General features: G+C 32.1%; 19 protein-coding genes and 1 tRNA gene. 10 read left to right on the plus strand and 10 right to left on the minus strand.

What is annotated here, in order from left to right:
* Positions 1-65: 65 nt before the first annotated feature.
* The 3 genes from N2712_05720 to N2712_05730 all read left to right on the plus strand — a co-directional run bounded on the left by N2712_05720 (position 66) and on the right by N2712_05730 (position 3,009).
* The gene (locus N2712_05720; GenBank protein ID MCX8029475.1) at positions 66-1,004 is read left to right on the plus strand and encodes a M23 family metallopeptidase; all 939 of its coding nucleotides are present in this window, start codon (positions 66-68) and stop codon (positions 1,002-1,004) included.
* A 99-nt stretch (positions 1,005-1,103) separates the two neighbouring features.
* Positions 1,104-2,009 (plus strand): hypothetical protein, encoded by a 906-nt coding sequence (locus N2712_05725; protein ID MCX8029476.1) that lies wholly within the window; start codon positions 1,104-1,106, stop codon positions 2,007-2,009.
* Between the two features lie 58 nt (positions 2,010-2,067).
* The gene (locus tag N2712_05730) at positions 2,068-3,009 is read left to right on the plus strand and encodes a hypothetical protein (GenBank protein MCX8029477.1); all 942 of its coding nucleotides are present in this window, start codon (positions 2,068-2,070) and stop codon (positions 3,007-3,009) included.
* Here N2712_05730 and N2712_05735 read toward each other — a convergent pair.
* Both N2712_05735 and N2712_05740 read right to left on the minus strand, forming a co-directional pair.
* The gene (locus N2712_05735; GenBank protein MCX8029478.1) at positions 2,997-3,344 is read right to left on the minus strand and encodes a 6-carboxytetrahydropterin synthase; all 348 of its coding nucleotides are present in this window, start codon (positions 3,342-3,344) and stop codon (positions 2,997-2,999) included. The genes N2712_05730 and N2712_05735 overlap by 13 nt on opposite strands.
* 4 nt (positions 3,345-3,348) lie before the next feature.
* The gene (locus N2712_05740) at positions 3,349-4,563 is read right to left on the minus strand and encodes a pyridoxal phosphate-dependent aminotransferase family protein (GenBank protein MCX8029479.1); all 1,215 of its coding nucleotides are present in this window, start codon (positions 4,561-4,563) and stop codon (positions 3,349-3,351) included.
* Between the two features lie 150 nt (positions 4,564-4,713).
* Between N2712_05740 and pyrE the strand changes: the two genes are divergently transcribed.
* Complete coding sequence (pyrE, locus tag N2712_05745; GenBank protein ID MCX8029480.1) at positions 4,714-5,358, plus strand: orotate phosphoribosyltransferase; 645 nt, start codon at positions 4,714-4,716, stop codon at positions 5,356-5,358.
* Positions 5,359-5,541: 183 nt separating this feature from the next.
* The gene (locus N2712_05750; protein ID MCX8029481.1) at positions 5,542-6,357 is read left to right on the plus strand and encodes a TIGR02757 family protein; all 816 of its coding nucleotides are present in this window, start codon (positions 5,542-5,544) and stop codon (positions 6,355-6,357) included.
* On the opposite strand, the gene N2712_05755 is transcribed toward N2712_05750, so the two are convergent.
* Both N2712_05755 and N2712_05760 read right to left on the minus strand, forming a co-directional pair.
* On the minus strand, positions 6,358-9,276 hold the full coding sequence (locus N2712_05755; GenBank protein ID MCX8029482.1) for a diguanylate cyclase: 2,919 nt from the start codon (positions 9,274-9,276) through the stop codon (positions 6,358-6,360).
* A gap of 553 nt (positions 9,277-9,829) precedes the next feature.
* Positions 9,830-10,489: an HAD family hydrolase gene (locus tag N2712_05760; GenBank protein MCX8029483.1), complete on the minus strand. Its 660-nt coding sequence runs from the start codon at positions 10,487-10,489 to the stop codon at positions 9,830-9,832.
* Positions 10,490-10,785: 296 nt separating this feature from the next.
* On the opposite strand from N2712_05760, the gene fusA reads away from it, so the two are divergent.
* Together fusA and N2712_05770 are read left to right on the plus strand one after the other, a co-directional pair.
* Positions 10,786-12,876 (plus strand): elongation factor G, encoded by a 2,091-nt coding sequence (fusA, locus tag N2712_05765; GenBank protein ID MCX8029484.1) that lies wholly within the window; start codon positions 10,786-10,788, stop codon positions 12,874-12,876.
* Positions 12,877-12,882: 6 nt separating this feature from the next.
* Positions 12,883-12,954 (plus strand) — tRNA-Thr (locus tag N2712_05770).
* Here N2712_05770 and smpB read toward each other — a convergent pair.
* Positions 12,953-13,408 (minus strand): SsrA-binding protein SmpB, encoded by a 456-nt coding sequence (smpB, locus tag N2712_05775; protein MCX8029485.1) that lies wholly within the window; start codon positions 13,406-13,408, stop codon positions 12,953-12,955. The genes N2712_05770 and smpB overlap by 2 nt on opposite strands.
* A 205-nt stretch (positions 13,409-13,613) precedes the next feature.
* Here smpB and N2712_05780 point away from each other — a divergent pair, with 205 nt between their 5' ends.
* Together N2712_05780 and N2712_05785 are read left to right on the plus strand one after the other, a co-directional pair.
* The gene (locus N2712_05780; protein MCX8029486.1) at positions 13,614-14,366 is read left to right on the plus strand and encodes a rhomboid family intramembrane serine protease; all 753 of its coding nucleotides are present in this window, start codon (positions 13,614-13,616) and stop codon (positions 14,364-14,366) included.
* Positions 14,367-14,368: 2 nt separating this feature from the next.
* On the plus strand, positions 14,369-15,163 hold the full coding sequence (locus N2712_05785) for a flagellar biosynthetic protein FliR (GenBank protein MCX8029487.1): 795 nt from the start codon (positions 14,369-14,371) through the stop codon (positions 15,161-15,163).
* 37 nt (positions 15,164-15,200) lie between these two features.
* On the opposite strand, the gene N2712_05790 is transcribed toward N2712_05785, so the two are convergent.
* Positions 15,201-16,178, minus strand: coding sequence for a hypothetical protein (locus tag N2712_05790; GenBank protein ID MCX8029488.1), 978 nt, complete (start codon positions 16,176-16,178; stop codon positions 15,201-15,203).
* 160 nt (positions 16,179-16,338) lie between these two features.
* Positions 16,339-17,079: a cytochrome c biogenesis protein CcdA gene (locus N2712_05795; protein ID MCX8029489.1), complete on the minus strand. Its 741-nt coding sequence runs from the start codon at positions 17,077-17,079 to the stop codon at positions 16,339-16,341.
* A gap of 340 nt (positions 17,080-17,419) precedes the next feature.
* Between N2712_05795 and cheB the strand changes: the two genes are divergently transcribed.
* The gene (gene cheB, locus N2712_05800) at positions 17,420-18,520 is read left to right on the plus strand and encodes a chemotaxis-specific protein-glutamate methyltransferase CheB (protein ID MCX8029490.1); all 1,101 of its coding nucleotides are present in this window, start codon (positions 17,420-17,422) and stop codon (positions 18,518-18,520) included.
* Here cheB and N2712_05805 read toward each other — a convergent pair.
* The 3 genes from N2712_05805 to N2712_05815 all read right to left on the minus strand — a co-directional run bounded on the left by N2712_05805 (position 18,515) and on the right by N2712_05815 (position 21,493).
* Positions 18,515-19,375: a GGDEF domain-containing protein gene (locus N2712_05805; GenBank protein ID MCX8029491.1), complete on the minus strand. Its 861-nt coding sequence runs from the start codon at positions 19,373-19,375 to the stop codon at positions 18,515-18,517. The genes cheB and N2712_05805 overlap by 6 nt on opposite strands.
* Positions 19,376-19,623: 248 nt before the next feature.
* The gene (locus tag N2712_05810) at positions 19,624-20,511 is read right to left on the minus strand and encodes a hypothetical protein (GenBank protein ID MCX8029492.1); all 888 of its coding nucleotides are present in this window, start codon (positions 20,509-20,511) and stop codon (positions 19,624-19,626) included.
* A 1-nt stretch (position 20,512) separates the two neighbouring features.
* Complete coding sequence (locus N2712_05815) at positions 20,513-21,493, minus strand: NAD(P)-dependent glycerol-3-phosphate dehydrogenase (GenBank protein MCX8029493.1); 981 nt, start codon at positions 21,491-21,493, stop codon at positions 20,513-20,515.
* Between the last annotated feature and the right edge of the window lie 76 nt (positions 21,494-21,569).

Raw genomic sequence — 21,569 nt, forward strand, 5'->3', positions numbered from 1 at the left:
TAATTTGATATTATTTCAATTTTCTTTTAGAATTTTGGTAAATATTGTTTCACATAGGGGGTAGAATGAAAACAAGAATACTTGTACTCGCTATCATTCTTAGTTGTATCAATTCATTTGGTATAGAAATTTCTATTTTTCCTACTAATTACCTAGAGCGAAAAGGAGAAACAATAGGTATAGTAATACAAGAAACTGAAAATCTTAAAGTATCATCCATATCCTTAGAAGAATACTTCGAGTATGAAATTTATAAAATACAAAGTAACCTTGTTTATTCGCTTATAGGAATACCATACACAATCACAACTAATTTTAATCTTAATATAAAAATAAAAGATATTAATACTGACACTATCATCACAAAAACAATACCATTCGAGCTAAAAATTGACATTTTATCATACGCCAAACGAAAACCTCAGAAAATAACAAGCTTCGAAATCAAAAACGAATTTAACTTCAAAACTAACAAATTTCGAATAGAAAGCTTCTATACATCCAGAATAAGTAATTTTTCAAGACCTATAAGTGGTGAGATAGGAGATGCCTACGGAGTTAATAGATCAAGAGGAGGTATACTATACGGAAGAATACACTTAGGCATAGATATACTACGGGAAAAAGGTGCAAAAGTTTTCTCTACATATGATGGAATAGTTTCAATAACCTCGTACGAAAGGAATGCTGGTAATTATGTAGTAGTCAACCACGGATACGGTGTATGTTCCGTATACATGCACTTGAGCAAAATACTCGTCCAAAGAGGGCAATTCGTAACTACAAAAGACGTAATAGGTTTAGTTGGATCAACTGGTAGATCAATAGGACCACATCTACACTTTGGTATATCAATCAACAACATATATGTTGATCCTATACCGTTCTTTGAAAGAAATTACTCGCCAGAAAATATTATCACCAATGGAATGAAAATAAAACTAATACCTAAAGATACAGAAATAAGTTATGTTACAAATATACAAACTATGAATTTTGATTGATTAATTAAAATACCTAAAAACTTCAAATAATTTTTTCATTCCTTTTAATTTGAAAAATCTCCTAATTTCAAAAAAAATAAACCTTGTGAGGAGGAATGTATGAATAGAAGATACTTACCAATTTGGTTTTACCTTGGAATTGTAATATTACTATTGCTCATACTAGGAATAGCTTTAAAAGTACCCTTCTTTCTACAGTGGGCTACTCCAATATTTTGGACAGGTTATATACTACTAATTGATAGTATAATATTCTCCTTCAAAGGTAAATCATTCGTTTTCTTTAAAGGATTTCCAATAGTTTTCATAATATCAATTATCGTATGGTGGTTTTTTGAATGGACCAACATATTTCTATCAAACTGGCACTACAAGGGATTACCAGATACAGCAATTAGATATATAGGATACTTTTGGGCTTTTGGGACTATACTCCCAGGAATCCTAATAACTTACGCCCTTTTACTACTAATCTTCAAAGATGTAAAAATTGAATTTCATAGCTTACATTTTAAGCAATATCACCTTGTATTTATGATAATCTTAGGAATACTATTCCTACTACTTCCTACTTTACCTTTAAGCATGAATTACTTAAACAGAAGTGCCGATCCCGAATTGTTTCTATGGCTGAGATGGCTTGGTGACATAAAGTTTAGTGAATACATGGCTTTTGCGGTTTGGTTATCGTTTTTCCTAATACTCGACCCAATAAACTACCTTATGAGCAAACCATCAATACTAGGATACATTGAAAAAGGTAATTACAAGGTAATATTCCTTTTATCTCTAGCAGGACTTATGTGCGGTTTTCTATGGGAATTTGTTAATTGGTTTGCCCAAACAAGATGGGTATATAACGTTCCAATACTAGGACATATAAAAATTTTTGAAATGCCAGTACTAGGATACTTAGGTTTTATTACCTTCGCTTGGGAATTATACGATATAGCATCATTCCTCTACAAACCCAGCATCATTAGAATTCAAGAATGGTTCGTTTAAAATGACATTATTACTAACAAAGCTTGGTAACAATTTCGGAATGGGACATTATAAGAGGATGGAAGTATTGAAAAACTTTTTAAACTCTAACGGAATAGAGGCAGAAATATCAACACAAAAACTTCAAAAACTAGAAAAATACCAAGTAGCAGTAATAGACTGTAGAGAAGTTGAATTAGATTTGATTAATAATCTATTATCCAAAAATATTAGGATTATATCACTCGACGATACCCAAACATTCAAACCTTCACTTATATCAGTTATGTCATTACCATATCTCGCCTTAGAAGGACCCAATCCAAACTTTGAAGGATTAGAATACCTAATTCTTGATCCAAAACTACTAGAATTACAAATATCTCAAGAAATCGACATACTAATAACATTTGGAGGAGAAGATCCTAAAGGATTAACAACTATAACCCTAAAAAATTTCTTACCCCTATTAAAAAACAAAAACGTATGCATATATGTAGGAAAGTTGTTTAAAAACCAAAAAGAATTACTCGAAATATGTACTCAAAACGAAGTAGAAATATTTGAATCCCAAAATACCAACCTTCATCACCTAATAGCAAAATCAAAATACGTAATAACATCATTCGGAATAACACTCTACGAAAGCATCTCTCTTGGTAAGAGAGTACTACTCATAAACAATTCAAAATATCATCATGAACTATACACCATAAGCAAACTGAATAAAAAGGGAGTTTACGAAATAGGCTATATTGATGATGAAGGTAAACTATGTATAACACAAGACATTCAGCAACTAATTTCAAATGAAATCTCAACAGAAAAATTCGAAATTGACATAACATCTAATCTTTTTAGATGGAAAGATATTATAGAACGTATTACGGAGCTAAACATTGATTTTGAAATGTCTAAATTGATAAACAGCAAAAGTATTCACAGAAGTACCACAGAAACAATTTTCCTAATAGACAAAGAAAAGATAAAAATATCCATACCTAAAGCTCACTCTTCGTAGTATTCAACTTTATTTGAAGGAGTTTCCCAAACTGTTACTTTCAATAACTTTATACCTCTTTTCTTAACTTCATCGTATACGTACTTAGCTAAACTTTCTGCAGTTGCGGGAGATATAAAATCGTTTAAATGCTGATGATCTAGATTGAGATCTACTAATGCTTTCTTTATATCACCAAAATCAACTCCAATACCTATTTCATTGAGAGCATCAACTTCTACAGAAATTTCTATCTTCCAACGATGTCCGTGTAATCTAGCACATGGACCACTATATCCTTCAACAACATGAGAAGCATCTATTTCAATACTCTTTGATATTATCCATTTACCCATGTTACTATATTATTCCTAATGCCTTTCCATGCTTTTCAAATACTGTTAAAGCCCAATCAAGTTGCTCATCGGTATGAGTAGCCATATAACTAGTTCTTATTATAGTTTCTGAAGGTGGCACTGCAGGTGGTAAAACGGGATTTACAAATATACCATCATCTGAAAGTGCTTTCCAAAACTTAAGTGTCTTTTCAAAGTCATTTATCTTGAGTGGTATAATAGGAGTACATGATGTACCTGTATCGAAACCCATATCTTTGAATGCCTTTAGCATTTTATGAGTTATTTGCCATAATCTTTCTATCCTATACGGTTCTTCATATATTATATCAATTGCCTTACTAACAGTACCTACAGTTGCTGGTGATGGACTTGCACTAAATATCAAAGCCCTAGCTTTATGCTTGAGATAATTTATTAACCTTTCACTACCTGCTACAAATCCACCTATAGAAGCAAAACTTTTACTGAACGTTGACATTATAATATCAACCTCTTCATCAAGGCCGAAATGATGTACCGTACCTTGACCATACTTACCACCAAGCACTCCCATACCATGAGCATCATCCACCATTATCCAAGCACCATATTCCTTACATGCCTTAACAATCTCAGGTAAATCTGCTATATCACCTTCCATACTAAAAACACCATCAACTACTACTAACTTGGCCTTCTCTTCAACCTTTTCAAGCACTCTTCTAAGGTGGTTAATATTATTATGAGCAAACCTGTACATCTTAGCACCTGATTGCCTACAAGCATCAATTATACTAGCATGATCAAGCTTATCAGTAATTACTGCATCACCTGGACCTAGTAACCCTGCTATCGCAACTAGGTTAGCCATATAACCTGTACTAGTAAGTACAGCTGCTTCCTTATTCACAAATCTAGCTAGTTTCTCTTCAAGCTCTTCGTGTATACTAAGAGTACCATTTAAAAACCTTGATCCTGCATTACCAGTACCATACTTTCTCGTAGCTTCAACAGCCGCTTCTATAACCCTAGGATCATTTGTCAAACCTAGATAAGCGTTAGAACCTAACATTAGATATTTTTTCCCATTTATATAAACTTCATTACCATTAGTTTCTTCAATAGGTCTAAAATAAGGATAAAGCCCCATTTCCTTAGCATCATCCGCATCTCTATAATTGACTACCCTGTTATACAGCTCTTCATTCTTAAGGTGTGCTTCTAAATGCTTAGACATAATTATTACCTCCGAACTTTTGTAATAGAATGAATTTTATATATACTATAATCACAAATTCAAAAAACTCTTTCAGATTTCAGTGAAACTCAAATATGAGAAATCCTAATTCACAAATTTATCTCCACTAACATTTAAAATATCCATAATATGGATAAAGAAAAATTCATCGACTTTTTAATTGATTCTAGAGTTCTCTTATTTGGAGACTTCACAACCAAAAGCGGTAGAAAAACCCCATACTTTATAAACACAGGTATATTTGATGATGGTAGAAAACTTTCTATATTAGCTGATTACTATGCCGATATAGTACACGAAAAGTTTCCTGGTGCCACACTATTATTCGGACCTGCCTACAAGGGAATTCCACTATCAATTATAACCTCAGTTAAATTGTATGAGAAGTATAGAAAAGTTATTGGCGTATCTTATAACAGAAAAGAAGTAAAAGATCACGGTGAAGGTGGAATGATAATAGGAAGGAAACCAACACCCGATGACAAGGTTGTTATAATTGAAGATGTTATCACCTCAGGTATCTCTATCAGGGAAAGTATTGATATTCTTAAAACTAACGGAAATCCCATAATCATAGGCGCTGTAGTTTCAGTTGACAGAATGGAAAAAGGCAAAACTAAACTAGCTACTCAAGAAATAAAAGATGAATTTGGTATAGATATTATTCCAATAGTAAATATAATCGATATCCTAGATTACCTTAAAAGCAAAAAAGGTAATAATATACCCGGAGAAATCGTAAAAGCTATCGAAACCTATTTAGGTATTCATTAACATCTAAATGGGTAGGAAAGATAAAAAAACTTCTACACTTACATATCACTCTTCCCTCGAATTCCCGAAATAACTGTACTGAAAATTTGCAGATTTTATATAAATAGTTCATGATGACTATTCAAGCAGATATTAAGTTGATTTTTTTTCTCTTTTATGATAACTTTATTGTAATTTGTCATTATGGATAGTTTATTCCCTAACTACGATTCAGATATAAAGAAAAAGCTAGATGAGCTTTATACCAAGTATTGTGTTCCAGAGTTTATTGATAAAGATCCTATACAGTTTATTTACAAGTTCGATGATGAAAAAGAAAAAGAGTTAGCTGGATTTATAGCTTCCATAATGGCACAAGGTAAGAGGAAAAACATAATTCAAAAGACTAGAGAGTTAATCTTTGATCTCATAGGCGCAAATATATACGATTATATCTTAAACTTCGATCTTGATAAGATTACCCCCAACCTTGCTGAATTTAGTTATTTCGCTTACAGAAACATAACAGGTATTCAGATAGCCTATATTCTATTTTCTCTAAAGTTAGTTCTCAAAAAATGGAAATCACTCAAGAATTTATTTTTCGAGATTGAGAAAAAAAACAAAAACAAGCCTAATGTTAAAGATACCATAGAAGGAGTAGTAGAAGAATTATTCGGATGGAGCCCAAAAATACCCCATGAAGTACTTTCACTTGTTCCCTCCCCCAAAAGGGGTAGCGCTTGTAAGAGAATAAATATGTTTCTAAGATGGATGGTTAGAAAAGATAATGTAGATAGTGGATTGTGGAAAGATATTATACCTACTCGCAAGTTAATCATACCCCTTGATTTTCACGTTTCTAAGATATCAAGAGAGCTAGGTCTTACAAAAAGACAACAAGATGATTGGATAACCGCCGAGGAGATAACCAATAAACTCAAAGAGTTTGATCCAGAAGATCCAGTTAAATACGATTTCGCAATTTTTGGATATGGTGTAAACAAAGGCGATAAATAGTCAATTCACTTTGTTCTTGGACTTTTTTGACATATATAACCTTTTATCAGCAATGCTAAAAAGTCTTTCTATATCATAATTCGCCTCTATTATATCACTTACTCCTACCGACATCGATAGTTTTTTATCCTCAGGTATTTCTATTTTATTATTCCCGTAGTCTAAAATTACTTCTTCCCAGAAGCTATTTTCAAACACTCTAAACCACCTCTTCGCAGCTAGTAGTGCTTTAGTCCTATCTGTGTAAGGCATTATTACAACAAATTCATCTCCACCAAACCTACCAACAAAGTCAACCTTTCTGACAACTCTTGATAGTTTTTTAGCAAACTCTCTTAGTATCACATCTCCTATTATGTGTCCGAAAGTGTCATTATAGAATTTAAAGTTATCTAAATCAATTATAGCAAGACTAAAACAGTAATTCGAAACACGACTACATCTTTCAAGCTCCCTTACTATGAAATTATCTATCTCAACTCTGTTTGGAATCCCTGTTAGAAAATCAATTTTTGCTAATTTTTCAAGTTTATTTTGGCTTTTTATTATTTCCAGCTTGTTTGATAGTAATAAAGCACTTATTTTTACCGTCCCAATCTGTTCCTCTTCAATAAAGTAGCTAGGATCATTACTCGCTAATATTAAAAAACCTTTTGTTTCTCCATTTGAAAATATTATCGGTATTATTTTATTGTATTTGTAAGGAAGGCTATCATCTGGATACTCTATATCCGATATCTTAATATTTTCTATGTAGTACTTCTCAATATCTGAAATATCAGGCATTGATATTAGCAAATTTTTTTCTCTATCAAAAAATATTACCTTCTCCACTAGAAAAGAGTTTTTTATAAGTCTTACTATCCTATTCACTAATACGTTTTCTTGATTCTCTCTTATCAGTACTTCTTGGACTTTATTCAAAAATCTTAGTTCGTTTTTCTTACTTTGCAATGACGTGATTTGATATTGATGTTGTGCTTGTTGAATTAATATATCTCCTGGTATCCTTATTTTTCCAAGCTTTACAACAGGAACATTTTTGAAAAGTATATCTTCGTAAAGGGGATGCTGTAACTTTCTCATAGCTATGAAATTTCTGATGTTGTCTAAAAAACCATTCGAATCTCTATTATTCTCAAGCTGGTATATCAAATCTCTGATTATTTTAGCTTCTATGTACTTGAATTCATTTTTTGTTATATAATCCAAAGCTTGTCTTAAATGGTATATTTTTGCTCTTGGACTCTCTTTTATCATTGAAAGTCCCCAATGATAAAACGCTTTGCCCTCAGTATCTAGATATTCTATTTCTTCATCCCGCATTGATAGTAATTTACTAAACAATGATGATATACCACTTAGTTGCCTCTTCACATACATATCCATAACCCACAACTTAGTATTCGAGTGAATTGGTAATTTAGATATATTTGCCCTCTGAATTAAACTCATAAGAGTCTCGATTACTTCATTCGCATAATTAAAGTAATTCGTTATAATGTACACATATGCTATGTTAACTAAACTCATACACACTTCTTTTATATCTATTTTTGATATACTTTCCTTTAAAGATAACTTTGAAAAATACAGAGCCTTATCAAACTTATCTGTTGTATAATATATGTGTGATAGACTATTGTAAATATGAGATATGTTAGGAGAATTTACTTCTCTTGCTGTCCTAAGTGCCTTAAGGTCATATTTTATTGCTTCTTCAAAATTACCAAATTCAACCATAACATTTGCTAAAAGGTGATAATGCAGTACAAGCTTGAATTTATCGTTTGATCTAATGAGATCCTCTTCTGTAGCTTTAGCTATTTTTAGTATTTCCTCTAGTTCTATTTTGTTCCTAATTACTATATAAAAATAGTAGAAATTTGTTATATAGTTATAGAGCTTCTTAAAAAGCTGTTTATTTTCTCTCAGATAGTTAAACAATTCGAATAACTCATTACTATCCATCAATCCTACAAAAAACATAAGAGATTTTGATAGAATTATCTCTCTTTCATCCCCAGACCTTAAAGCAAACTCATAGGATTTTCTAGCAGCATTAATTGCTAACTTCCACCTAGACTGAGATATAGAGTAAAGTGAGGCAAGAAGTCTATTTAACCTTGATAATGTTACCATATTTTCATTATCTTTTAAGTTCTCCAACATACTATAAAAATCATCAATCGCATCATCAATACTATTATTACCGACCATCGAAATCACTGCTTTCAATTTAATACTTTTGTTGTTCCTCAATTTCTCATCTATACTATACAGTAAAACACATACCTCCCAACACATCCATCTATAGTGTTCGAGAAACATATTTTTATTGCTCAAAACTTTTCTTGGTTTTCTATGCTTGCTACTAAATAGTAGGATATGCTTTTCTACACCCATATTACCAGATACACTTTCAGTATCACTTATATCTTCGATCAGTACCAAACGAGGTCTTTTTGGAGTTTTTAGAAATACTTTAAGAATATGACTACTAGAAGTGAAAATTTCTGAACAGGTTACATGTATTACTAGATTCTTAACGTTACTTTTTAGTATTAATTTTATGAAAAATTCTGCTATAAGATTATATAGTTCGTTCCTCTTTATTGAGAATTCTACTATCTCAAAGTACTCTTCAAAGAATTCCATAACATCAACCTCTCGTTCCTGAATAAGTTTCAGGAAATATTCAACTATGTCCAAACTGTATTTTTTGCTTATTTTCTGAAATACTTTTTCATCGAAATTTGTTTTCAAGAATGTAGAAAATGGGCTCAACGGATAAGTAGTTTGTTTTAGTATTACGTAATCCTGAAGCTTTTCTATAACATTTTTAGTAGCTTTTTTAGGTGAATCTGTTTGGATAAAGACATCTTTATTTAGATCAAGAAGCTTTTTGATATGTTCCATTTTCTTGGTAGTATTATGATATAACAAAGATTTATCAAATTCAAATCCTAGCAAATTTCAAAGTTTTGTAAATAGTTTAGCATTTTTTGTAAAGGAGAATTCTAAACACCTTAGTGATAACCTATTTAAGCAATTAAATTATTCTCCTATCTCTAGTGCACCCACTTTACCTAAAACGTTGAAGAATATAAAAAGCCCCGAGTGTTTCAACCATACCTCCTACTCAAATCTACTACTTTTTAACCTTTCTATCACCCTAACACTGATATAGTACACAGTAAATTAATAACTTCCATAAAATCTCTCTTCATATTCTAGAAACTTTGATCTACCTTCATCCTACTATTATAACCTTCACCAACCCGAAAGCAAAAGTAGCAATAACATTATTTGTAGATGAAACTTTCCAAAATCTTAAATTTTAAACTAACATCAATATCAACTGTCTACCTTATCTTTCCTTATAAATTAATACTTATTGAACTTCTTTCCAAAAACTTCAGTAATGTATGAAACTCCGATACTAGTTTGGTATTATTCTATTCCATTAACATCAAGATAGTATATTTTTTATATCCATAGGATGATGCATAATGTAGTCAGGTTTAACTTCTCCTATTTCATCGAGTGATTTAAAACCCCAAGATACCATCACCGAAATCATATTTGAATTTTTAGCTGTTATCACATCTATCACGCTATCACCTATGAATAGAATCCCTTGAGGTTTTACTTCCATAATTCTGGCTATTTCAAGTGCTAATTTAGGATTTGGTTTCCTATCTTCGGAGTTTTCAATACCCCTTACTACTATAAAATCAAAATCTTTGAAAAAATGTTCAACAAGCTCCTTAGTAAAGAAATGTTGTTTGTTTGACAAAATTGACATTTTATACTTTTGCTCTTTTAGGAATTTTAGCATGTCGTATATACCATCGTATGGTTTTGTCTTGTTCAAGTAATTCCTTGAATACTCCTCTTTCATAAGTATTAATGACTTTTCAAGTTTCTCTTCAGAAAATTCATTTCTGTAATTTAGTAATCTTATAAAAAGCTCTTTAACACCCCCTCCTATAAAATCTCTATATTTTTCTTTTTCAACTGGCACAACACCTAGCCTTCTCAAGACATTATTACCGGCATCAACTATGTCATCGAGAGTATCTAAAAGCGTTCCATCAAGGTCAAATATTATCCCTTCTATGTTAACCATAGAATATTTTACAACACACTCCAGAAAAACTTCCAATTGATTAACCTATTTAGCTACATATCCCAACTTCAGATGGAAATTAGAGAAATTTTCAAAGTTTGGAAAATCTTAAAAATTATAAACAACATAGTACCAATACTATTCTTACGATGAATTTTTAGTTCACATAACACATAAATCCACAACTTGTATCAAAAAGAAGAAAAATCCAGCATTTAGCTTTGTAGAGTTCGGAAATGGAAAGGATGGACTTAATGTTTTTATAATTAAGCTCAAAAATCTTTGAGGAGAGTGTTATGGGAGAAGTTATACCTATTGAAAGGATAAGAAATATCGGTATTATAGCACATATTGACGCTGGGAAAACAACTACTAGCGAAAGGATACTTTTCTACACTGGTAAAATACATAAGATGGGAGAAGTTCACGAGGGTGCTGCGGAAATGGACTGGATGATTCAGGAAAAAGAAAGAGGCATCACTATTACAAGTGCTACTACTACTTGCTTTTGGAAAAACCATAGGATAAACCTTATTGACACTCCAGGACACGTTGATTTTACAGTAGAAGTTCAGAGATCACTCCGAGTACTCGATGGAGCTGTGACAATACTTGATGGTAGTGAAGGAGTTGAACCTCAATCTGAAACTGTATGGAGACAAGCTGATGAATACAAGGTACCGAGAATTATCTACATAAATAAACTTGATAAAGTTGGCGCTGATTTTTACATGTCTCTTGAGTCTATAAAACAAAAACTTGGTGTTAAACCATTACCTTTACAAATACCTATAGGTTATGAGTCTTCTTTTGTAGGTGTTGTTGATTTGGTTGAAATGAGAGGAATTTATTGGGATACCGATGAATTAGGCAAAGAATATAGAATTGGAGAAATACCTTCTGAACTCAAAGAAAAAGTAGAAATTTATAGAAACAAATTAATTGAAGCAGTTTGTGAAGAAGATGAAGAACTTCTTGAACTCTATCTTGAAGGGAAAGAACCTGATGTGCCTACAATAAAGAAAATGATAAGAAAACTTACCATTAGCACAAAAGCATTTCCTATTGTTGCTGGAACATCACTAAGAAATAAAGGAATACAAACATTACTTGATGCTATTGTAGACTACCTACCAAGTCCCCTAGATTTACCACCTGTTAAAGGATACAAAGAAGATGGGAGTATAATTGAAAGAAAACCTGTTGATTCTGAACCATTTACAGGATTAGCGTTTAAAGTAATGACTGACCCCTATGTCGGTAAGATAGTTTTCACAAGGATATACTCAGGCACTCTAAAATCGGGTATGTACGTATATAACTCCACAAAAGACAAGAAAGAAAGAGTATCTAGAATCCTTCTAATGCACGCTAATAAGAGGGAAGAAATAGAACAATCAACTTCTGGTAATGTTGTTGCTCTCGTTGGGCTAAAAGATACAACAACAGGAGACACCCTTATTGCTGAAAATTCTGAAAAAATAGTCCTTGAGGCAATAAAGTTTCCAGAACCTGTTATCGCTATTGCTATCGAGCCAAAAACAAAAGAAGATCTTGACAAATTGTCAAACGTACTATCTAAACTACAAGAAGAAGATCCCACATTCAAAGTCAAAACAGATCAAGAAACAAATCAAACTCTTATAATGGGAATGGGAGAACTACACCTTGAGATCATGGTTGATAGAATGATCAGAGAGTTTAAAGTACAAGTTAACACAGGTAAACCACAAGTTGCTTATAGAGAAACTATAGAATCAAAAGCTAGAGCTGAAGGTAAGTACATAAAACAAACAGGTGGTAGAGGTCAATACGGACACGTGTTTATAGACATAGAACCATTACCAAGAGGTAGCGGATTCAAGTTTATCGATAAGATAGTCGGTGGTAGAATTCCTAAAGAATACATACCTGCCGTTGAAGCAGGTATAAGAGAAGCTATGGATAGTGGAGTTGTCGCAGGATACCCTGTCGTTGACGTCCAAGTCACACTTTTTGATGGATCATACCACGAAGTTGACTCTTCAGAACTTGCTTTCAAAATTGCTGCATCAAAAGCATTTAAAGATGCTATGAGACAAGCTAATCCCGTTATACTTGAACCTATAATGAAAATAGATGTTATAACTCCTGAAGAGTACCTTGGAGATGTATTGGGTGACCTTAATTCAAGGAGAGCAAAAATAATAAATATGGATCAGAGAGGAAATACAAGAGTCATAACTGCACACATACCACTCTCTGAGACATTTGGATATACAACCGTATTAAGGTCAATAACACAAGGTAGAGCAAGTTACATAATGTTCTTTGAGAAGTATGAGCCTCTACCCAAAAACTTGTATAACTCTATACCAACGTTGAAAACTTATCAAGTTGAAGAATAAAAAAATGCCGATGTAGCTCAGTGGTAGAGCAACTCACTCGTAATGAGTAGGTCGTGGGTTCGAATCCCACCATCGGCTAAATATATCTACTCTTTATCCTTTTCATCTCTAACTCAATATCTTTTTTCTTTAAATCCTCTCTCTTATCATATTCTTTCTTACCCTTGCATACACCTATTTCAACTTTACACCATTTTCCATTCTTTATATAAACTTTCAAGGGTATCACCGTAAAACCTTTTCTCGATATCTGACCTGATATTCTATCTATTTCTTTCTTGTGTAAAAGTAGTTTCCTTTTTCTATCAGGATCTGGCCTGAAAACACTAGAAGCATGATACGGTGATATATGCATATTATGCACAAATATCTCACCATTTTCTACTAGGCAAAAACTATCATCTATATTAACTCTGTGTTCCCTAATTGACTTAATTTCACTTCCCTTTAGTTCAATTCCTGCTTCGTAGGTATCGAATATTTCATAGTTCTTTTTGGCTTTCCTATTTGTCGAAACTATCTCTATTGACATAACATTCTCCCTTATTTTTTAAAATTATATTTGCACTATGCGTAAGCTTTCTAAACAAATATCAATACTGTAGCAAAAATCATGAATACAAGGTAGCCAAGATTTAGAAAACTTTATCAATTTCTGGACTTTTGCTGAAGTCACTTACTAATAACTAGACACTGACAATATCTGTTTATTATAATTCGTTTTGGAAGAGGGATATATGTTTATTCCTTTGTTTGACTTTGAAGAAAGAGATCGATGGGAAGGAATTGGAAGCGTTCCTAAACTACTTACCCCTGTAATGACATTAATAATAATAATATGTGTCCTAGTCTTCATCTACCAGACATTTTTTGTTAAAAACGAAAACAAGTTCTATATGGAATGGGGAGCAGTTCCTTATGAGATTATAAAAGCAAGAGAGCAGAATTCGTTTTTCGGCTATATAAATCTAATAACTTATGCTTTTTTACATGGTGGTTTTTTCCATTTACTTGGGAACATGTGGTTTTTTTTCATTTTTGGCAACAATGTTGAAAAAAGAATGGGTTCATTGGTCTTTATTTTGTTTTATCTAAGCTCCGCAGTGGTTTCAGCTCTTATACACATGTATGTACTTTATCCGCAAGAAATGCTAGGAATAGAAAAAATCTCAGCTAGATCCTCCGGTGAACTAATGATACCTTTAGTAGGTGCTAGTGGTGCAGTTAGTGCTGTCCTAGGAGCTTACCTAAAGTACTTTCCTAGAAATTACGTTGCTACTCTTGTCTTATTCTTCATAATAACTGTCATTCCAGTATCTGCTTCAATATTTATAGGGGTATGGCTTATAGGACAAATCGCAAACGCAATACTAAATCCATCATCAAACATCGCATGGTTCGCACACATAGGTGGTTTCCTATATGGGTACATTTTTGCAACTGTCTACAAAGGTAGATCATCTCAACAAACAAATTACTATTACAACTAGTAATGCCAGTTGATATAACCAACTTTCTTATATACAACTTTCAGTTTTTTCTTATTGCTTTTGCAAGAGGAATAGGGTTTTTAACTATACTACCATTATTTGGAGGAGTTAATGTTCCTAATAGAATAAGAGTCTCTTTATCTTTTTTCCTATCATACATGGCTTTTCCTATACTAACCCAACTGGGATACGAAATTCCAACATCACTTGGTGGTTTCTTCTTCATACTTTTGGGAGAACTTATAATAGGACTACTCATGGGATTTTTTGTTTATCTTATATTTATAGCATTTCAATTAGCAGCTCAGATATTTTCAACTGTTTTTGGTATTGGATTTGTTGAAGTAGTTGATCCTTTATCTGAAACTAGCATACCAACTTACGGAACGCTACTACTTATATTCGCTACTCTTGTCTTCGTATCAATAGATGGTCCATTCCTATCTTTCCAAGCGTTTATCGAAAGCTATAGAAAAATATGGCCATATAATTTGGATTTAGACAATATCAAAACAATATCACAATTCATAGTAAGTGGCTTCAACGCTATGTTCTCTATTGCTATTAAAATATCTCTACCTATTATAGCAGTTATTCTTGCTATTGATATAGTTGTAGGAGTTATAGCTAAAACTGCTCCTCAGATGAACGTCTTAAACTTAAGCTTTGACGTAAAGATAGTTGTTGGACTAATACTAGTAATAATATTTGCTCTACCTATTCTGACAATTATGCAAGATACATTAAAAGAAGCATTTTACAAACTTTGGTCCTTCATGAAACTGTTTAAAGTTTAACTCTGTGTATTTTAATTAAGTATCAAAGTATACTGAATTATCTATTATGTTGTGTTTTATCAGTTTCATGAAAAAGTTTTTGTGGTACGAACCAAATGTAGAAAATCATTCCTAAAAGTTCAACAAGGGATTGAAATATTACTATGACAGATGATATTTTGAATGGCTCAGGTAAAGCCAAAGCTAAAGGTAATACAACAAAAGAATTCCTAGTACCTAAACTGAAAGCAATTACTCTACTCTGAAAAGCAGATAGTCTAAAAATAGCACTTAAGAACTTCGATATTACAAGTGAAACTGCTAAAAACATAAAAAATATTGGTACCAACGACAATAAGGTTTTATACTTATCAAAAACCAAACCTGCCTGAATTGAGGAAATCAAGAATATTATAACACTTAACGTAGGAATAGTCATCAACGACAATTTATCAATATATTTGGACCTTTCTCTACTTTTGAGAATGTATTGAGTAAGAAAAGCCATAAGTAAAGGCAATAATATTACAAATCCAAAAATTCTTAGAATATGAGTACCAGAAAAACTAATGAAAATATCTCTACCTAAGAATATGAATACGTAAACTGGTAATAATATCACTTGTAATACAAGGCTTATTGGAGTAAATACAATCGCCAACTTAGTATCACCTTTACCTAGATGAGAAAAGGTTATAAACCAGTCCGTACAAGGCACTAACAACACTAAAATTACCCCTAGTCTAATACCGATATCGTTAGGAAGTAATAATAGAATTACCCATACTACTATAGGTAATATAAAAAAATTGCCTATTATTGCTGCAAGTATAAACTTTATATCCAAAAAAGCATCCCTCATACTCAGTATTGGTACCTGAACAAAAGTAAGGTACAAAAGAAAACCTAGACAAATCCAAATCAAAACCTCAATAGTTGAATTTAAATCTCTTAATACCAAACCAAAAGTTAAACCAACAATAACTGAAAACAGATAATAAAAAACTTGATATCTCTCAATTATCTCCCTTTTCATATCTTCACTGTAAAAAAAACTTTAAATAAATTCCAATTTATATCCTCAAGCAAATTTGTAAATACTACTATAACATCTCAACTACGTTTATACTTCATGATCACTACCAAAGTGATTTAATCTTCTTTAGCACACCAAATCTATAAAACAAGCCTTCATTTTATCCTAGCGTTCCTAAGAATGGAAATAAATCAAGCAAATATCCAGATATTATCCCAAGCGAATCTGTAACCAATGCTAACCCTATGAGTATTAGTATAATTCCACTTGTCACCTCAACAACTTTAACAACTTTCTTTAGTTTTGATATTAATGAAACTGCAGAGTTTATAAATATTGATACCAACAAAAATGGTATCGATAAACCCAAAGAATAAACAAAAAGTAACACCCCCCCATAGATCAAATTACCACTATAAAATGCTATACTAGTAATACCACCAAGAATAGGTCCTATACAAGGTGTCCATCCAAACGCAAATAATAATCCCATAACAAAAGAAGTAAAAAAGTTTGACTTCTCAGGAGTAAAGCTTGTTATTCTCCTCTCATAGTCAAGAAACGATATTCTAATTATCCCTATCAAATGTAATCCAAACGCCAATATTATAATCCCCGCAATCCTAGACATAATATCCTTGATAGATATAAGAATACCTCCAATCTGTCCAGCTACTATCCCAAATAGCAAAAATACAATTGTGAATCCTAACACAAAATAAGCCGTAGACAATATTATCAATACTCTATCTCTTGTTGTTATATTCTTATCCTTCATGTTCAATACCGATATCCCAGATATAAAAGAAATGTAAGGTAAAACTAAAGGTAGTATACAAGGAGAAAGAAAAGATAATATACCCGCAACAAAAGCAACAAGAATACCTATATCTACATACATCTTGATAATAAGATACTATATACTTCTACCTAGTTTCAACTTTTATCTACCTTGGTAAAATAAAACTTCTACCGATAGTCTTCAAAGATGATTCCAGGGTTTTGAGCAAATTTAAAAACTTTCCTCTCGAGTAGAAGTATGGTAGCCAAAATGTACCTTAATTTACTGAAAATATCCTAGAGGAGAACATACTTAATATCCAGCCAAACTATATCTTAGGATTAGTTTATAATTCTTATATTTTTGTTTCAAAACCCACCAATTTTGGATCTTTAAACGATTAATCGTTCCTCAAAATTTGAAAGTATTTGTAAAGTTATTACACTATTACTTTCAAGTTATGGACAAGATAGAAGTTCTAGTAGTAGATGATTCTGCTTTAATGAGAAAGATGATTAGCGATATTCTTTCATCTCATCCGATGATCGAAGCAAAAGATACTGCGATTAATGGTAAGGTAGCATTAAATAAACTAAAGAAGAATACATATGATGTTATACTACTTGACATAGAAATGCCTGAGATGGATGGACTACAGTTTTTGGATGAATACATAAAATTAGGTATAAATACACCCGTTATAATACTATCTTCTTTTGCCAAAAGAGGTGCCGAAGTAACAATAAAAGCATTATCTCTTGGAGCCAAAGACTTTATAACCAAACCTTCCGGACCTATATCTATCGATATTGAAAAGGTGAAAAATCAAATACTTGAGAAAGTTTTGGTTTGGGGTTTAAAGAGTCCAAGAAATACAAAAACTGAGGATGTTGAAATTACTCCTAACTTATCAATAGTTGAAACCAAACACGTAGAGTTTCGGAATCCCTCCATACGAGAGGTAGTAGCAAAGAAAAACATATTGCCCAAAGTTTTAGGTATAGGTATATCTACAGGTGGCCCTCCAACAATAAGAAAGTTTTTATCCAGTTTGGGAAACAATTTCCCTCTAGGTATAGTTATAGCACAGCATATGCCTGAGTTTTTTACTTCAGAGTTTGCTAAATCTCTTGAACTTTCGTTTCCACATTTTACTATCGTTGAATCAAAAGAATATGATATTGTAGTTCCAGGTAAGATAATAATAGCAAAAGGGGGTAAGCATATCATCATTGACTCAAAAGACAATAGAGTTTTTACGAGAACAGTTGATGATGATAGGTTTATCTTTAGACCCTCTGTAGATATGTTATTTGAGAGTATGGCAAATAGCTTAGGAAGAAATGCTATTGGTATTATAATGACAGGTATGGGATCTGATGGAGCAAAAGGACTTAAGAAGTTACACGATGCTGGAGCTATAACTATAGCACAGGGAGAAAAATCATCCGTAATATTCGGTATGCCTAAAAGTGCTATAAAGATGTCAGCTGTGGACTTTGTATGGGAACTTGATGAAATGGGACAAAACCTAAACCAGCTATTATCCTTACTCTTATAGTAAATCTTTACTCCATGCAATTATTCTGTCCTTACCTCTAAATTTTGCTGTATATAGTGCTTTATCCGCTAGTTCAATTAACAATGCTGGATCTTTTGTATCTGATGGAAATTCACTTATCCCTACACTTATTGTTGCGTTTATATCCTTTTCTCTAAGTGCTTCTTCAAATTTTCTCTTTATCCTGCTTATAAATGCTATAGCTCCAGATTTACTTGTTTCTGGTAATAGTACTATAAACTCATCTCCACCATACCTACATATAGTATCCTCTGCTCTTTTATTCAGATCTATCACCTTAGCTAGTGTTTTTATTACAGCATTACCTTTATCCTCACCAAACCTTACATTTATGTTCTTAAGATTATCTATATCTATTATAGCAAGAGAAAAAACTAGATTGTATCTCTCGGACCTTCTCGTTTCACTCCAAAGTGCTTCTTTGAAATACCTGTAGTTATAAACACCTGTCATCTCATCTACAAAAACCTTCATCTCAGACGAATCATACAAGAATATCTCAATAACAACTGGATTTTTAAGTGTACTATTATTGTATGTAAAATAGTCAATAACAGATGTTCTTATACTCACATTTCTTCCAAGTTTCTTTACAAGTTCTCTATGCCTTTCTACTATATTATACCAATGTAACTTTGCTACCTCTTCATTAAACTCTAGATGAGACAGTATGTACAAAAAAGAAGAAAAAAAGCTTTCCTTGTCTTTTGGATCATCAACTGAGTTGTACAATTCTTCCAACTTATCAAAAAATACATCACCAAGTGCATATTCTTGATTTAAAAGATCTATTACCTTTTGTCTCAAAATTTTACTTATCTTCCTTTCAAACATATTAGAGATTTATATTTGATTTTCGAGAGTAAAATCAAACTAAAGCATGGTTTCAGTACTTCTCTAGAGTCATCACATTCTTAAGAATATTTGATTGTATCCTTAACAAAATAACCTTCTTTTCATTTTTGGTAACATTTCCAGTTTTAATTGAACCTAAGAATTAGCTACTCTTCGACAAGAAATATTCACACATCTATATAAGACTCTAATGAAAATATTTAACTTTGAAGACTACTAAAAAACAATTACAAATCATGAATCAATCTATCTACAGTCTTGTACCATCGTTTAACAAAAGAAGGCAAACTGCCATACTTCGACACCCACATTTTAATCCATCTAATAGTTTTAGGGTCAGAAACATTACCCGATCCTGGAAATTCACCATTTATAACATATTCTTCGTTTATCTTCTTTAGAAAAACTTCTCTATGATACCTTGATATTATAGAAGCAACCTTACATTCAAGATAATTGTCATCCGCCTTATTCTCAATAATAACCAAAGCATTTATACATTTATTTATTATAGTTTGTTTATCTTTTTCTTTTATTCCAAAATCATCAATAGTAACTCTTGTCTTATTACTAAGCCCTTTCTCAACAAATTTATTAAGAACTAATAGGTAATACCTTATCATCAAACTGTACATATTTCCATAATTGAGTTCTTCATTTGGTATCTCTTCTATCACGTACTCAACACCCATTTCAATTAACCGATCAAATATACTTTCATATTTCTCAAATCCAACCTTACCTTTGGTATTAATTGTCGATACAATCCTTTCAATTTCATTTTTTCTATCCTGTATTTTAACTCCACAGATGATTATATTACCAAATAACTCTCCTTTTCCTGTCTCATCAATACCTATCAAAACATCATACTTTTGTTCATCTCCCATCGATATCAAGAAGTCTTCAATAAAATCAAGTTGATCATGCTGAAGCAAAACTTTTCCACTCTTGTAAATTACAAGCGTTCCTCCGTAAGAAGAAAACCTAAAAAGCTCATAATTACTTTTTGTGGGTTCAGGATGTAAAATCTCTCCAAACTCTTTACTTATTTTTTCTTTTACCAGATAAACATTTTCTACATCAAATTTCTTCAAAAAAGTTTTTTTAGACATATTAAAACTCCAACTTTAGCTGTCTTGACATAAGATCCCTTAGAGAATTCAAAGGATTTTTATTGTTGTATATTATTTCATAAACTTCATTTGCTATTGGAAGTTCAACACCTTGTTTTTCAGAAAGCTTTTTTATTGAGACTACATTGTAATATCCCTCTGGAATCATTTTAGATGAAGATATAAAATCTTCTGGTTTAACACCCTTTGCTATCATTTCACCTAGTTGTCTATTTCTACTATATCTACCAGTACACGTTAGAATAAGATCTCCAATACCAGCAAGCCCATAAAATGTCTCAAGCTTACCACCCAATCTTACCCCCAATCTTACAATCTCACTCAATCCTCTTGTTATAAGAGAGGCTTTAGCATTGTAACCAAGTTCAAGACCATCTATAATACCAGCAGATATAGCAATAACATTCTTGTAAGAACCTGCTATTTCCATACCTCTTATATCATTCCAACCGTAAACCCTGAAATAACTTGTACTTATAGAGGATTGAATAGTAGATGTAACCCTATCATCAGAAGTAGACAAAGTTATAGCGCAAGGTAGTTTTCTAGCAACTTCTTCAGCAAAACTAGGTCCAGATAAAACCCCCACTACTCTACTACCTATTTCTTCTTTTATTATATCTGTAGGAAAGCTAACACTCTCTACTTCTATGCCTTTTGTACAACTTATTATAGGTTTGTCATCAATAACACCTTTAAAAAGTCTCAAAGTTTGTCTTAGATATTTTGAAGGCACAACCACAAATATAACATCTCTGTCAGACATATCTTCACAAGAATTAGTCACATTTACGCTATCTGGTATCCTTACCCCCTTAAGATAATCAGGACTTTCTCTGTGTTTTAAAATATATTCCAAGGTCTCTACCTTTCTCACCCAAAGTCTGACATTATTTCTATCTGAAAAAACAACAGCCAAAGCAATTCCCCAGCTACCTGCCCCTATTAAACCTATCCTCATAAATTCTGAAATATTATACTCAAGCACTCACTTCGAATACAATCTTTAAATATACTAATATTAACAGTAAACTCTC

The sequence above is a fragment of the Brevinematales bacterium genome, from assembly GCA_026415355.1.
GTDB lineage: Bacteria > Spirochaetota > Brevinematia > DTOW01 > DTOW01 > SKYB106.

Excerpts from the sequence above, each read along its gene's own strand:
- N2712_05740 (MCX8029479.1), bottom strand. The coding sequence starts at position 4,563 with ATGTCTAAGCATTTAGAAGCACACCTTAAGAATGAAGAGCTGTATAAC.
- N2712_05815 (MCX8029493.1), bottom strand. The coding sequence starts at position 21,493 with ATGAGGATAGGTTTAATAGGGGCAGGTAGCTGGGGAATTGCTTTGGCT.
- N2712_05725 (MCX8029476.1), top strand. The coding sequence starts at position 1,104 with ATGAATAGAAGATACTTACCAATTTGGTTTTACCTTGGAATTGTAATA.
- N2712_05735 (MCX8029478.1), bottom strand. The coding sequence starts at position 3,344 with ATGGGTAAATGGATAATATCAAAGAGTATTGAAATAGATGCTTCTCAT.
- N2712_05810 (MCX8029492.1), bottom strand. The coding sequence starts at position 20,511 with ATGTCTAAAAAAACTTTTTTGAAGAAATTTGATGTAGAAAATGTTTAT.
- N2712_05755 (MCX8029482.1), bottom strand. The coding sequence starts at position 9,276 with ATGGAACATATCAAAAAGCTTCTTGATCTAAATAAAGATGTCTTTATC.
- N2712_05730 (MCX8029477.1), top strand. The coding sequence starts at position 2,068 with ATGGAAGTATTGAAAAACTTTTTAAACTCTAACGGAATAGAGGCAGAA.
- pyrE (MCX8029480.1), top strand. The coding sequence starts at position 4,714 with ATGGATAAAGAAAAATTCATCGACTTTTTAATTGATTCTAGAGTTCTC.
- N2712_05780 (MCX8029486.1), top strand. The coding sequence starts at position 13,614 with ATGTTTATTCCTTTGTTTGACTTTGAAGAAAGAGATCGATGGGAAGGA.
- N2712_05795 (MCX8029489.1), bottom strand. The coding sequence starts at position 17,079 with ATGTATGTAGATATAGGTATTCTTGTTGCTTTTGTTGCGGGTATATTA.
- N2712_05785 (MCX8029487.1), top strand. The coding sequence starts at position 14,369 with ATGCCAGTTGATATAACCAACTTTCTTATATACAACTTTCAGTTTTTT.
- cheB (MCX8029490.1), top strand. The coding sequence starts at position 17,420 with ATGGACAAGATAGAAGTTCTAGTAGTAGATGATTCTGCTTTAATGAGA.
- N2712_05750 (MCX8029481.1), top strand. The coding sequence starts at position 5,542 with ATGGATAGTTTATTCCCTAACTACGATTCAGATATAAAGAAAAAGCTA.
- N2712_05760 (MCX8029483.1), bottom strand. The coding sequence starts at position 10,489 with ATGGTTAACATAGAAGGGATAATATTTGACCTTGATGGAACGCTTTTA.
- N2712_05720 (MCX8029475.1), top strand. The coding sequence starts at position 66 with ATGAAAACAAGAATACTTGTACTCGCTATCATTCTTAGTTGTATCAAT.
- smpB (MCX8029485.1), bottom strand. The coding sequence starts at position 13,408 with ATGTCAATAGAGATAGTTTCGACAAATAGGAAAGCCAAAAAGAACTAT.
- fusA (MCX8029484.1), top strand. The coding sequence starts at position 10,786 with ATGGGAGAAGTTATACCTATTGAAAGGATAAGAAATATCGGTATTATA.
- N2712_05790 (MCX8029488.1), bottom strand. The coding sequence starts at position 16,178 with ATGAAAAGGGAGATAATTGAGAGATATCAAGTTTTTTATTATCTGTTT.
- N2712_05805 (MCX8029491.1), bottom strand. The coding sequence starts at position 19,375 with ATGTTTGAAAGGAAGATAAGTAAAATTTTGAGACAAAAGGTAATAGAT.